12 protein-coding genes, 1 tRNA gene and 2 pseudogenes are annotated in these 12,573 nt (G+C 69.4%); 5 read left to right on the forward strand and 10 right to left on the reverse strand.

The window, feature by feature from the left end; translation table 11 throughout:
* Genes eboE through ACWEK3_RS20645 form a run of 3 tightly spaced genes read left to right on the forward strand, consistent with a single transcriptional unit; the run spans position 1 to position 3,742 of the window.
* Complete coding sequence (eboE, locus tag ACWEK3_RS20635; protein WP_450547396.1) at positions 1 to 1,170, forward strand: metabolite traffic protein EboE; 1,170 nt, start codon at positions 1 to 3, stop codon at positions 1,168 to 1,170.
* Positions 1,167 to 2,588: an alkaline phosphatase family protein gene (locus ACWEK3_RS20640; RefSeq protein WP_450547397.1), complete on the forward strand. Its 1,422-nt coding sequence runs from the start codon at positions 1,167 to 1,169 to the stop codon at positions 2,586 to 2,588. The genes eboE and ACWEK3_RS20640 overlap by 4 nt, the downstream gene beginning before the upstream one ends.
* Complete coding sequence (locus ACWEK3_RS20645) at positions 2,585 to 3,742, forward strand: sugar phosphate isomerase/epimerase family protein (RefSeq protein ID WP_450547398.1); 1,158 nt, start codon at positions 2,585 to 2,587, stop codon at positions 3,740 to 3,742. Before ACWEK3_RS20640 ends, ACWEK3_RS20645 begins: the two co-directional genes overlap by 4 nt.
* A 64-nt stretch (positions 3,743 to 3,806) precedes the next feature.
* Here the strand turns inward: ACWEK3_RS20645 and ACWEK3_RS20650 are convergent, their stop codons facing one another.
* Positions 3,807 to 5,228, reverse strand: coding sequence for an OFA family MFS transporter (locus ACWEK3_RS20650; RefSeq protein WP_450547399.1), 1,422 nt, complete (start codon positions 5,226 to 5,228; stop codon positions 3,807 to 3,809).
* 311 nt (positions 5,229 to 5,539) lie between these two features.
* On the opposite strand from ACWEK3_RS20650, the gene sucC reads away from it, so the two are divergent.
* Entirely contained in the window at positions 5,540 to 6,670 is a 1,131-nt protein-coding gene (gene sucC, locus ACWEK3_RS20655; RefSeq protein ID WP_453250278.1) for an ADP-forming succinate--CoA ligase subunit beta, read from the forward strand.
* A 144-nt stretch (positions 6,671 to 6,814) separates the two neighbouring features.
* Positions 6,815 to 6,899, forward strand: a tRNA-Leu gene (locus ACWEK3_RS20660).
* Between the two features lie 6 nt (positions 6,900 to 6,905).
* On the opposite strand, the gene ACWEK3_RS20665 is transcribed toward ACWEK3_RS20660, so the two are convergent.
* The 9 genes and pseudogenes from ACWEK3_RS20665 to ACWEK3_RS20705 all read right to left on the reverse strand — a co-directional run bounded on the left by ACWEK3_RS20665 (position 6,906) and on the right by ACWEK3_RS20705 (position 12,262).
* Positions 6,906 to 7,118, reverse strand: coding sequence for a hypothetical protein (locus tag ACWEK3_RS20665; RefSeq protein ID WP_450547401.1), 213 nt, complete (start codon positions 7,116 to 7,118; stop codon positions 6,906 to 6,908).
* A 91-nt stretch (positions 7,119 to 7,209) separates the two neighbouring features.
* Positions 7,210 to 8,036, reverse strand: a pseudogene (locus tag ACWEK3_RS20670) (integrase core domain-containing protein); the annotation flags it as partial.
* An 85-nt stretch (positions 8,037 to 8,121) separates the two neighbouring features.
* Positions 8,122 to 8,454, reverse strand: a pseudogene (locus ACWEK3_RS20675) (hypothetical protein); the annotation flags it as partial.
* A gap of 55 nt (positions 8,455 to 8,509) precedes the next feature.
* A complete protein-coding gene (locus ACWEK3_RS20680) occupies positions 8,510 to 9,736 on the reverse strand; it encodes a hypothetical protein (RefSeq protein WP_450540174.1) in 1,227 nt (408 codons plus the stop codon).
* Between the two features lie 51 nt (positions 9,737 to 9,787).
* On the reverse strand, positions 9,788 to 10,099 hold the full coding sequence (locus ACWEK3_RS20685) for a calcium-binding protein (RefSeq protein WP_450540172.1): 312 nt from the start codon (positions 10,097 to 10,099) through the stop codon (positions 9,788 to 9,790).
* The gene (locus ACWEK3_RS20690) at positions 10,096 to 10,473 is read right to left on the reverse strand and encodes a hypothetical protein (protein ID WP_453250324.1); all 378 of its coding nucleotides are present in this window, start codon (positions 10,471 to 10,473) and stop codon (positions 10,096 to 10,098) included. The genes ACWEK3_RS20685 and ACWEK3_RS20690 overlap by 4 nt, the downstream gene beginning before the upstream one ends.
* 424 nt (positions 10,474 to 10,897) lie before the next feature.
* Positions 10,898 to 11,020, reverse strand: a complete 123-nt coding sequence (locus ACWEK3_RS20695) for a hypothetical protein (RefSeq protein ID WP_450540170.1) — start codon at positions 11,018 to 11,020, stop codon at positions 10,898 to 10,900.
* The gene (locus tag ACWEK3_RS20700; RefSeq protein WP_453250279.1) at positions 11,021 to 11,518 is read right to left on the reverse strand and encodes a recombinase family protein; all 498 of its coding nucleotides are present in this window, start codon (positions 11,516 to 11,518) and stop codon (positions 11,021 to 11,023) included.
* Complete coding sequence (locus ACWEK3_RS20705) at positions 11,519 to 12,262, reverse strand: recombinase family protein (protein WP_450540167.1); 744 nt, start codon at positions 12,260 to 12,262, stop codon at positions 11,519 to 11,521.
* Positions 12,263 to 12,573: the final 311 nt, after the last annotated feature.

The raw sequence follows: 12,573 nt of genomic DNA on the forward strand, positions 1-12,573 counted from the left end.
ATGCGCTTCCGGCACCCCGACGGCTCCACCGTCCACCTCGCCTACTGCACCAACGTCCACCCCGCCGAGACCCTCGACGGCGTCGTGGCCCAACTGCGCGACCACTGCGAGCCGGTCCGCCGCCGACTGGGCCGTGACCGCCTCGGTATCGGCCTGTGGCTCGCCCGGGACGCCGCCCGCACCCTCGACACCGACCCGTCCGCGCTGCGCGCCCTGCGCGCCGAACTGGACCGGCACGGCCTCGAGGTGGTCACCCTCAACGGCTTCCCCTACCAGGGCTTCGGCGCCGAAGAGGTCAAGTACCGCGTCTACAAGCCGGACTGGGCCGACGCCGAACGCCTCGACCACACCACCGCGCTCGCCCGCATCCTCGCCGGCCTCCTCCCCGACGACGTCGGCGAGGGCAGCGTCTCCACCCTGCCCCTGGCCTGGCGCACCGCGTACGACGACACCCGCGCCGAACGGGCCCGTACCGCCCTGCGCGTCCTCGCCGAACGCCTCGACGCCCTTCAGGAGTTGACGGGCCGATCCATCCGGGTCGGCCTGGAACCCGAACCCGGCTGCGTCATCGAGACCACGCACGACGCCATCGCCCCGCTGACCGCGATCGCCCACGACCGCATCGGCATCTGCGTCGACACGTGCCACCTCGCCACCTCCTTCGAGGACCCGCACACCGCCCTGGACGCCCTCACGGCGGCCGGCGTCCCCATCGTCAAGTCCCAGCTGTCAGCCGCCCTGCACGCCGAGCACCCCCACCTGCCCGACGTCCGCGAGGCCCTCGCCACCTTCGACGAACCCCGCTTCCTGCACCAGACCCGTACCGTCACCGCCGCCGGGCTGCGCGGCACCGACGACCTCGGGGAAGCACTCGGCGGAGACGTCCTGCCCGACGCCGCGCCCTGGCGCGCCCACTTCCACGTCCCCCTGCACGCGGCCCCCGCCGAGCCCCTCACCTCAACCCTCCCGGTCCTCAAGACCGCCCTGACCCGGCTCGTCGGCGGCCCGCGGCCGCTCACCCGCCACCTGGAGGTCGAGACCTACACCTGGCAGGCGCTCCCGTCCGAGCTGCGCCCCCGCGACCGCGGCCGGCTCGCCGACGGCATCGCCGCCGAACTGTCCCTGACCCGCGACCTGCTGACCGACCTCGGCCTGAAGGAACTGCCATGACCCGGCCCGAGGGACCGACACCCCTGCTCGTGCTGGACGTCGTCGGTCTCACCCCACGCATCCTCGACCACATGCCTCACCTCAAGGCCCTCGGCCAGTCGGGCTCCCGCGCCGCGCTCGGCACCGTCCTGCCCGCTGTCACCTGCGCCGCCCAGTCCACCTTCCTGACCGGCACCATGCCCGCCGAGCACGGAATCGTCGGCAACGGCTGGTACTTCCGCGAACTCGGCGACGTCCTGCTGTGGCGGCAGCACAACGGCCTCGTCGCCGGCGACAAGCTGTGGGACGCCGCCCGCCGCGCCCACCCCGGCTACACGGTCGCCAACATCTGCTGGTGGTACGCCATGGGCGCCGACACCGACATCACCGTCACCCCACGGCCCGTCTACTACGCCGACGGCCGCAAGGAACCCGATTGCTACACCCGCCCCCCGGCCCTGCACGACGAACTCACCGAGAAACTCGGCACCTTCCCCCTGTTCCACTTCTGGGGCCCCGGCGCCGACCTCGTCTCCAGCCAGTGGATCATCGACGCCACCCGCCACATCCTGCGCACCCGCCGACCCGACCTGACGCTCTGCTACCTGCCCCACCTGGACTACGACCTGCAACGCTACGGCCCCGACGACCCGCGCTCCCTGCAAGCGGCGGCCGACCTCGACGCCGCCATGGCCCCCCTCCTGGACGACGCCCGCGCCGAGGGCCGTACCGTCGTCGTGCTGTCCGAGTACGGCATCACCCGCGCCGACCGGCCCGTCGACATCAACCGCGCGCTGCGCCGGGCCGGCCTGCTCGAAGTGCACACCCAGGACGGTATGGAGTACCTCGACCCGATGGCCTCGCGCGCCTTCGCCGTCGCCGACCACCAGATCGCCCACGTCTACGTGCGCCGCCCCGAGGACATGGACGCGACCAGGGCCGCCCTCGACGGACTGCCCGGCATCGAGAAACTCCTCGACGACGAGGGCAAGAAGGCCCACCACCTCGACCACCCGCGCTCCGGCGAACTCGTCGCCGTCGCCGAGCCGGACGCCTGGTTCACGTACTACTACTGGCTCGACGACGAGCGCGCTCCCGACTTCGCGCAGCTGGTCGAGATCCACCGCAAACCCGGTTACGACCCGGTCGAGCTCTTCATGGACCCGCACGACCCCTATGTGAAGGTCAAGGCGGCGACCGCGGTTGCCCGCAAGAAACTCGGGCTGCGCTACCGCATGGCGGTCGTACCCCTCGACGCCTCACCCATCCGCGGCAGCCACGGCCGTCTGCCCGCGAGCGACGACGACGGTCCGCTCCTCCTGTGCTCCACCCCCCGCGCCGTCGGCGACCGTATCGCGGCCACCGACGTGAAGTCCCTCCTGCTCCACCTCGCCGGTCTCGGCCAAGCAGACCACAAGTCCGAAGAGAGGCACCCGTGAACGACATCCAAGCAACCGACCAGGGCACCGACGAACTGCTGCGCCGCAGCCTGGGCATCGGCCGCCGCAGCTTCCTCAGCACCTGCACCGCCGTGGCGGCCGGGGCGATCGCCGCTCCCGTCTTCGGCGCGGCCCCCGTGCAGGCGGCCCCCGACGAGTCGAACGGCAAGGCCAAGGGCCACCTGCTCGTCCCCGAGGACAAGCGCGGCATCATCCTCTACACGGTGCGCGACGCCACCGGCCGTGACCCGTTCTCCACCAACCTGCCGTCCGGCTTCCGCGCCGTGTTCGAGCAACTGGCCCGCTTCGGCTACCGGCAGGTCGAGTTCGCGGGCTACGGCCAGCATCGCAACGCCCCCGGCGGCGCCAACCTGGAGAGCGTCGAGGGCGCCCAGCTGCTGCGCGGCTGGCTGGACGAGTTCGGGCTGCGGGCGCAGGGCAACCACGGTTTCATCCCGGGCTCCTGGCCGCTGACCACCGGGGACCTGGACACCTTCAAGAAGCACCTGGAGATCGCCAACATCCTCGGCATGCAGCACATGGGGACCGGCAACGACCCCACCGGCAGCAACTACAAGGCCGACTGGGACGTCGCCGCCGAGAAGTGGCACGTCCTCGGCGAGCTCGCCCGCAGCGCCGGGATCAAGCTCTACACCCACAACCACGACGCGGCCTACGGCTTCCTGCTCGACGGCGGCCCGCTCGACGCCCAGGGCCGGCCGACCCGCAGCTCCGGCATCCGCAAGCTGGAGTACTTCCTGTCCATCACCGACCCCAAGCTGATCTGGCTGGAGATGGACATCTACTGGGCGCACGTGGCCCAGTACAAGTTCCGCACCTACACCGACCACGACGGTGCCGTCCGGCAGAACATCTTCGACCCGGCGGCCCTGGTCGCCGCCAACAACAAGCGCTACCCGTTGTTCCACGCCAAGGACGGCGTCATCAACAACACCAACGGACAGGGCTACGACATGGTCCCGTTCGGCACCGGCGTCATCGACTACACCACCTTCTTCTCCCGGGTCGGCCACCCGAACTACCACAACCCGATGGTTGAGCAGGACAACGCCCCGAGCTCCTCCAACCCGGCCCAGTCGATGGAACACGCGCGGATCGGCTACGAGAACATGGCCGCGCTGCGCCGCAAGTAACGCACACCCGCGGAGGGCCTCCCCGGAAATCCCTGGGGAGGCCCTCCGCGCGCGGTTCACGCGGTCACGCCATGTCCTCGCCCAGGGGCCGGGGGTTGGCGGCGATACCGCGCCGGGACTGCGGCCTGCCCGGAGCCTTCAGGAACAGCGCCAGCACCGCGGAGGCCAGCCCGATCGAACCGGCCAGGACGAACGCGCCCTGGTAGTCCCAGGCCGCGACGACGACCGCGCCGAGACCTGAACCGACGAGCCCGGAGATCAGCTTGGAGCTGTAGACGATGCCGTAGTTGGCGGCGTTGTGGTTCTCCCCGAAGTAGTCGGCCGTCATGGCCGCGAACAGCGGGAAGATCGCTCCGCCGCCGAACCCGGACACCATGGAGCAGAACAGGAAGAACGGCATGCTGCCCATCTGGCCGGACACCAGCACACCGAACTGCGCCGTGCCGAGCACCAGACACACGATGATCAGGGTGTTGCGCCGCCCGCACTGGTCGGAGATCCAGCCGATGACACCGCGGCCGGTGCCGTTGACGATCGCCTTCAGGGACATCGCGGTCGCCACGATCCCGCCCGCGAACCCCATGTCCTTGCCGAACGGCACCTGGAAGGCGATGCCGAAGATGTTGATGCCGGCCGTGCACAGCAGGCAGAACCACATCATCCACATGACGGGCGTACGGGCGGCCTCGCCCGGGGTGTACTGCTTGACCGCCGGCGGGTTCTTCGCCAGCGCCCGGCGGATCTTCGGGTCGTCGGTCAGCTTCAGCGGGTCGACGTGAGCGGGCCACCAGTTCTTCGGCGGGTCCCGGAAGAACCAGCCGGCCGTCGCCACCACGAGACACAGTCCGACACCGACGCAGGCGAGCACCGTCCGGTAGTTGCCCAGGTCCATGAACGAGGTGAACAGGAACACGAACGGCACGGAGCCGTAGGCGAATCCGCCGTTGACGAAGCCCGTCTTGCCGCCCTTGCGCTCCGGATACCACTTGCCGACCATGTTCACGCAGGTCGCGTACACGAGACCGGCGCCGATGCCGCTGCACATGCCGAAGCCGAAGTACGCCACGATCACGTGCGGCGCGTAGGCCAGCGACAGATAGCCCAGCAGGGTGCCGACCGCGCCGAGCAGCATGGCCGAACGGGCGGGCAGCCTGCCGCTCTCCCGCAGCTGTCCGGCCGGGAAGGCCACGGCCGCCTGGAAGAACACCCAGACGCCCATCAGCCAGAAGATGTGCCCACTGCTCCACAGGTGAGCCTTGTGGAGGGTCTCCTCCGCCGATGTGAACGCGTATTCGGCGGAGCTGATGCCCATCATGCCCACCCAGGGGAGGATGACCATCCACCTGCGGCGACGCCCCATGATGTCGATGTCGGTCTCACCGATGCGGTAGACCCGCCCCCGGGAGTCGGTCACTTCGCGATACGAGCCGTGCGCCGAGCGGGCGTCGCGCGGCGTACTTCTGGTCGATAGGGGATCCGCGGTCATGTCTGGCCATCTCCTCGCCGTGTCGGTGGGGATCGGGGACGATGCGCCGGGCGTTCGATCGGCCCGGAGTCTTGCGGAACAGCGCCGTTGCGGCGCGGGGCGGGTCCGGTGCAGCCTGTGCGGTCGCGCGTACGGTCCGGGGACGGCCAGCGCTCACCGCCGGCTGCTCCCGGACTCGATCTGCTTGCCGACCGGTGCATTGCATACAGTCGACGAATACTGTATGAAGTTTGTTATCCCGCATCCCGTCAAAGGTGTCCAGGGGTTGCGCAGTACTTTTCAGCCAGGAGCCGTCCCGCACGGGAGCCGGAATGGACCTCTACGAACACCAGGCAAGGCAACTCTTCGAGGAGTACGGCATCTTGGTGCCGAGGGCCGAGGTCACCGACTCCTCCAAGAAGGCCCGCGAGATCGCCCGCAGGCTCGGCGGCCGGGTCGTCGTCAAGGCCCAGGTGAAGACGGGCGGGCGGGGCAGGGCGGGCGGAGTGAAACTCGCGGCAGACCCCGCGGCAACCGAACTGACGGCTCGGCAGATCCTCGGCATGGACATCAAGGGCCGCCGGGTCCGCAAGGTGATGGTGGCCGAACCGGTCGACGCCGCCGAGGAGTTCTCCGTCTCCTACGTCCTCGACCGCGCGACGGGCGGCTTCCTCGCGCTCGCCTCGGCTCGGGGCGGCACGGAGGCCGAGGCGGCGGCCGTGAGCCGTCCCGAGCGGGTAGCGCGCGTCCCCGTCGACCCGGCCGAGGGTGTCACCTCGTCGAAGGCGGCCGGGATCGCCGCGGCGGCGGGCCTGCCCCCGCAGTCCGTGGACACCCTGGTCCGGCTCTGGCGGGTCCTGGTCCGCGAGGACGCCCTGCTGGTGGAGGTCGACCCGCTGGTGCGGACGGGGCAGGGCCGGATCGTCGCACTCGACGGCAGGATCACCCTCGACGGCAACGCCCGGTTCCGCCAGGCCCGCTGGGGGGTGGAGCACACCGAGCACGACGACCCGCTGGAGGCGGCGGCCGCGGCCCGCGGCCTCACCTACGTGAGGCTGGACGGCGAGGTCGGCGTCATCGGCAACGGCGCCGGCCTGGTCATGTCCACACTGGACATGGTCGCCGGCCGCGGCGCCCGCCCCGCCAACTTCCTGGACATCGGCGGCGGAGCCTCCGCGCGGCTCATGGCCGACGGGCTGTCCGTCATCCTCTCCGACCCGTCCGTGCGGTCGGTCCTCGTCAATGTCTTCGGCGGGATCACCGCCTGCGACACCGTCGCCGAGGGCATCGTCCAGGCCCTGGACACCGTCCGGCTCACCCGACCGCTGGTCGTACGCCTCGACGGCGCCAACGCGGCCCGCGGCCGCGCGATCCTCGACGAGCGCGCCCACCCCCTGCTCGAACAGGCCGCCACCATGGAGACGGCCGCGAGCCGCGCCGCGGAACTCGCCCGAGAGGGATGAGCCCGTCGCGACCCGATCACGATCCGTGTCCACCGCCCCGGAGGCCCTCCCAGGGCGGATACGCAGGTGAAACGCACCCCGAAACCTTGGTATTGTTGTCCATGTCGCTGCGGGGAACACCCCCGGTCAGGCGGCAGACACCTGGTCCGGGTGGCGGAATGGCAGACGCGCTAGCTTGAGGTGCTAGTGCCCTTTATCGGGCGTGGGGGTTCAAGTCCCCCCTCGGACACTACTACTACTCGCTATAGCGATACGGAATCGAGGGCCTCGACCTAACGGTCGCGGTCCTCGTTGCGTTGTCGTAAGCGATGGTGATCCCCAGGGCCTCGTAGAGCGGCCCTTCCTTGTCGACGTCGGCGGCTTGGATACGCTGTGCGATGTTACCGAGCCTCTCGGTGATCGCCTTGATCTGGTCGGCGGTGAGGGGTGATTCCTTCTTCCGGGGCACGGCGGGCAGGGCGTCGAGCTTCTTCTGTGCCGAGTCCTTGTCCCGCTGCGCATCGTTGATCCTGTGGGGCTCGTAAAGTCATCGCTGCAGCTCAAGCCGTGTATCGGTACTTGTTGATGACCCCGCCGAGGACGCGGGTGCGCGCGAGACTGCGGGGCGCGCGATCGCGCAATACCGGTGGCTGTTGCCGGGCTTTGGGTGGTCGTTGGTCTCGTGATCGGTGTGGCCGATGCGTGTTGTAGTGCTCCTGGTACTCGGCGAGGACCTGGTGGGCGTGGGCTTTGTTCACGATCACGATGTGGTCGAGGACCTCGCGCCGGATCTGCCGATCACTCGCTCGCAGTGGGAGTTCATGCGCGGCGCCTGTGGCGCGCTGAGCAGCACGTCCATGTCTTCGGCCTCGAAGACGGCGTCGAAGGAGTCGGTGTACTTGCTGTCGCGGTCGCGGAGAACGAAGCGGAGCGAATCGACGCGTGCGCCGAGGTCGGCGGTCAGATTGCGGGCCTGCCGGGTCGCCCACTGCGCGGTGGGGTGGGCGGTGATGCCGGTGATGTGGAGCTGGCGGGTGCCGTGTTCGAGGACGCCAGCGCGTACAGCCGCCTGCCGGTGATCGTGTCGACGTGGAAGAAGTCCGCCGCGATGATCCACTCGGCCTGGGTGGTGAGGAATTCACGCCAGCTCGGGCCGGTGCGGCGCGGGCCGGGCCGATGCCGCCGCGTGCAGGATTTCCCAGACCGTGGACGGTGCGATCGGGTGCCCCAGCCGGGCCAGCTCACCCTGGATCCGCCGGTGGCCCCACCGCGGGTTCTCCTTTGCCAGATGCAGAACCAGCTTCTTGAGCGCGGCGGCCGTGGGAGGATGGCCGGTGCGGCGTCGGTCGGCGTGGTCCCACTTCTTGGCGATCAGCCTGCGGTGCCAGGGTGTTGTCACGCAGTTAGACACTCACCGACCCGCGACGCTTGAGGCTCCCGACCATAGAGTTCTGATTCCCTGCACATGCCGCTCACGGTACCGGCGACGCGTGGCCGAGCTGATGGCCAAGCTCGAGGCCAACTCCCGGCCGTGTGGCAGTCCCGCACCCCGCATCGCCAGCCTCCCGCATGCGCGTTTCCAGCGACGTGCTCCGTTCGTGCGGGTCGACCTCGGGGCCGTCTCCCGGGCGCGAGGCGGCGCGCTCTGCGCTGAACTCGGGGGTGAGGTAGCCGGTGAAGGTATCGCAGCCACCGTTGGTGGTGTCCACCTTGTAGGAGACGAGGGAGAACGTACCCGGCTCGATGACGACCTTCGCCGGGTCGTCCCAACTCATCACGACCTCGCGGCGCACGATGGTGCGTGCCGCGCCGCGAGGGGGGCAGTTCCATCCCGTGCGCCATGGCCAGTGTTGCGCAGCATCACGGCCGTGTGAACGGTGACTGTCGACGGCCGGCGGCTAGCGCGCTGAGGCGGTCGCCGATGACGGAGACACCAGGGCGGGGCTCGTTCGCGTAGTACCAGGGCTTGCGTCGGCGCAGCAGCGCCTCCCCGTGCTCGCTCCAGGTGAATCCAGGCTTCCGCAGCAGCTTTCGGAACACAGCGGCGACTGTCTCCGGGTGCGCGGCAGCCAGTCGGCGGATCGGCAGTGGCCCGATCGACTCCTCGCGCAGGTAGGTGCGCAGCAGGTCCTGGTACTGCCTGCGGCCCGCGAGCGCCGGGTCTGCGAAGAGGTCTCGCAGCATCCCGTAGTCCGCGTAGAAGTTGAGCCCGTCGACCTGATCGTAGATGACACCGATGGTGTCCGAGCCTGCCAGTTCCGGCGGCAACTCGAAAAAGGGCAGGTCCAGGCCGGGGAGCCGTCTGCCCCGGGCACGGTCGGGATGTCCGGCGACGGCGGACTCCTGGCGGTGGCGGTAGTAGGCGTTGAGGAGGTCCTCGGCTTCGGCAGGCGGAAGGACCAGTTCGTCGCCGCCGCAGAACTTGACGAACGCGGCCCGGTCCTCCCGCATCGCCTGCCATCCCTGCTCGACCTTCTGGGGGTTGCGGAAGACCAGTTCGGGCTGGCTGGTGGCCAGTTGCAGGGCGACCTGGGCGATCTCGGTTGCGCTGGACCTGGGGTAGCTCGACATCGCCCCGGACACCAGCCACGCCTCGCCGGCCGAGTGGACCGGTACCAGGCAGGTGTGGAGGAAGCTCCCCTTGGACACTCCGCGGAACGCCGCCTGCCCGACATTCGAGTACGTGCGGTACTCCAGGTCGTCGACCAGGTTCAGCAGGACGATGGCATCCCTTTCCTTGCGCTGGATCTCGAAGATGCCCTCGACCGGGTCGCGCCAGCCGAGCAGCATCTCCCGGTCGGCCGCGGTCAGGTCCTTGCGCCCGGCGACGAACCGGTCCACCACGGTCGAACCGTCCGGCAGGCGGTACCGCAGGATGAAGTGGTCGGTGATCCGGATCGCCTCGCCCTCGTCCAGCTGGCGCTCAGGCCCTGCGGCCTCCAGCAGGAGGGGCGTCAACCACCGGTCGAAGCGGGCGCTCTGCCCGAAGGCGACCAGCTGCCCTTTCAACTCGGCACTGCGCTCGATGAGGTCGGTCAGCGACGGTTCGCCGACTTCCCGATGCGTGCCCTGTACGGCGTCAGCCATGTTCAGCCCTTTCACACAGACCGGTTCCGCGTGGGTGTGAGGTGCCCGGCCTCAACCGGCCCAGTGGCGGTATGCCTCGATCCACTCCGCGCCCTCGGGCGCCGGGCTGGGCAAAGGCAGATCCAGGATTCCGATCGACTGCCGCATGCCTCCGCGAGAGCACAGGGCGACGATCCTGCCGTCCGGCGTGAGGTCGATGCCGCGCACGGTCACCTCGACGCCGAGAACCGCGGTGGTGAAGGGCAGGTCGAGGTGCTCCTCAAGCATGGTGAACAGTCCGGTCAGCTGCTCGTCCTCGTTGTAGGCGTCGACAGTCGCCTCTTCGATCATGGCCTCAAGCTGGGCCGTGTCCAACGCGCTCATGGGGCAACACTAACGACCCTCGGGGTGACACCGGGCGGCCATGACTCCGCTGCTACCACAACGTGCTCAACCAGGACGACGAGGTGCTGCTCATGGTGGGGGACCCTCCCTGGCCTGTTCAGGACGAGGCAGCATAACTGGGGGGGCACGCAAAGGCTCACCAGCATTTTCCGGGGACTCTGAAACCCCGGCTGTGGTGGTGTCCGCCAGTACCGCTGCCGGCTCCCGCAGGCCACCTGCTGAAACCGGTTCGGCAGCAGGTCGTGATGGCGCAGGATCAGCATGTCGGCGACGAGGCACGTGACCTCGGCGTCGTCGTCCCGGCCGGTCCACGCCGGATAGGAGCTGTCTCCCATGCCGCTCGGGTAGACGATGAGGTTTGCCTGGACTCCGGGTTGTCGAGGACGAGGATGCTGTCGGCGCTGTCGTCGTCCGGGACGGTGTTCTCCCCGCCGGTGAGCCTGCCGGTCGCCGCGGCCTCGATGAAGCAGCCCGTGCGGGTGTCCACGCCGAAGCCGTAATGGGAGGGGAAGTCACGCTGCCCACGTGGACGATGGTGACGGAGCGAAAAGCGGCTTTCCTGTCGAATCCGTGGGTCTCAACCCGAGCCGTCCTTGCGCGATCACGAGCGTATCGGTAGGGGTCAACTCGCCCTCGGACACAGAGTTGCCGCACGGCGCCCTGTTCTTGGGCAGGGGACATCGGCACCCGCTTCCGGCTCCCGGCCGGGGCGGGTGTTCATCGTTTCAGTGCTTTCTGTCTGGCTTCTCCCTTCGTCGACGTTTCGGTGGGCTTTGGTCAGCTGATGGTGATCCTTTCTGTCTGGGGTGTGTCCGCGGTCAGGGTCCTGGTCGCGGGGTCGTAGGTCAGGAGGATCTCCTGGCTGCGGAGGTAGGAGATCGCCTGGGCGGGTGTGGGCACTCACTCCCTGCTCACGGAAGCCGGCCCGAGGGGCTCCACGTGCCCGGTGAGGCGGAGCAGCAGGGCGGGCAGGTGCGGTAGAACGTGGTCTTCGCGCAGGTAGGCGTTGAGGGCGCGGCCCGGGTCGGGTCGGTGGGCGCTGGTGTGGCCGTGGCGGCATCGGTAGCCGGGATGGTCGTGGGTCCAGTGCGATTCCATGCGCCGCCGGCAGACCCCGCAGCACAGCAGCCCCGCCATCAGGTAGGTGCGTCCCAGTGACGCGTTCCGGCGGGTGCGGAAGTTTTGGACGGTGATGAAGTCGGCCTCGCTGACCAGGGCCGGGTGTGCAGATGCGGTGGAGATGATCCAGTCGGCAGGGGTGTTCCAGCGCATGACGTCGCGGTGGCCGAGGGTGGTGTTGGCGGGGTCGAGCAGGTCGTGGTCGGTGCGCTGGCGGTTCCAGACCTGTCGGCCGGTGTAGCGGGGGTTGGTGAGGATGGCCCGCACCGTGTTCAGCACTCAGCGCTGACCGTTGTGGTGCGGGTTTCGGGCCCGGTCGGTGGCGGACGGGCAGGGGATGCCGGCGTCGTTGAGGGCGCGGGTGATGCGGGCGATGCTGTGCCCGGCCAGGCGCTGGGCGAAGATCCAGGACACGATCGGCCCGCACTCGGAATCGACGTCGAGGCGCTGTATGCGGACGCCGCGGCGGGCGAGGGCCCGGTTGGCGTGCGGTCCGGCGTCGACGAGTCGGTAGCCGTAGGGCGGGCGGCCGCCGAGGTAGCGGCCCTGGTCGCGGGTCTGCACGGTCATCGCGGCCCGCACCCGGATCCGGGCCCGGGCGATCTCCCGCTTGGACAGGATGCCGAGCAGGGTCATCAGCTCCTCCAGCCCGGCGGTCTGTGGATCCGCCGCGCCGCCCAGTTCCGGCACCCACACCTCGATGCCATAGTGGTCGAAGAGTGGTGCCATGGTCGCGAACTGGTGACCGTAGAAGGCGCGTTCACTGGAGTCGATGACGACCGCGTCGAACTCCCGGTCGGGGTCGGCCAACGCGGCGAGCAGGGCCGCGGCCTCCGGGCGGCGTGCCCAGGGCACGGTGCGGCTGCGCCCGGTGTCGAAGAACTCGGCGACGATCCGTCCGTGTCCGGACACGAGGGCCTGGGCGCCGAGTAGTTGCCAGGCCCGTGACGTGTTCGGGTCCTGATGGTCCTCGGTCGACACCCGCCCGTAGAACGCAAATCGCAGACCACTGGCGGGCGGCATGCCGGCGGCGGAGGAGCAGGGAGTCCAATTGCTGGCCCATTCCGTCACAAGGACCTGGCCCGTAGCAGGGGCGGGGGGCTGTCTGGCCGGTCGGTGCGACCCTGTCACGATCGGCGCCTCCCGTCAGCCGTCGTTCCTTGCCTTACCGTGGACATGCGCGGACAGAGCGGACCGCCGCACAGAAATACAGAACGTTGACCCGAACGAGTGAAGATCGTTGTGCAGGGCTCCCTCTTCATGGCCGGGTCGCGCTGCTCCTCGAGGATTCATCGTCAACTGCTGCAGCAATCCGTCCTCTCCGGTCAGCTTGA

This window comes from Streptomyces sp. NPDC004721, assembly GCF_053601495.1.

Excerpts from the sequence above, each read along its gene's own strand:
- ACWEK3_RS20685 (WP_450540172.1), bottom strand. The coding sequence starts at position 10,099 with ATGAGCGCGTTGGACACGGCCCAGCTTGAGGCCATGATCGAAGAGGCG.
- ACWEK3_RS20680 (WP_450540174.1), bottom strand. The coding sequence starts at position 9,736 with ATGGCTGACGCCGTACAGGGCACGCATCGGGAAGTCGGCGAACCGTCG.
- ACWEK3_RS20705 (WP_450540167.1), bottom strand. The coding sequence starts at position 12,262 with ATGCCGCCCGCCAGTGGTCTGCGATTTGCGTTCTACGGGCGGGTGTCG.
- eboE (WP_450547396.1), top strand. The coding sequence starts at position 1 with ATGCGCTTCCGGCACCCCGACGGCTCCACCGTCCACCTCGCCTACTGC.
- ACWEK3_RS20640 (WP_450547397.1), top strand. The coding sequence starts at position 1,167 with ATGACCCGGCCCGAGGGACCGACACCCCTGCTCGTGCTGGACGTCGTC.
- ACWEK3_RS20650 (WP_450547399.1), bottom strand. The coding sequence starts at position 5,228 with ATGACCGCGGATCCCCTATCGACCAGAAGTACGCCGCGCGACGCCCGC.
- sucC (WP_453250278.1), top strand. The coding sequence starts at position 5,540 with ATGGACCTCTACGAACACCAGGCAAGGCAACTCTTCGAGGAGTACGGC.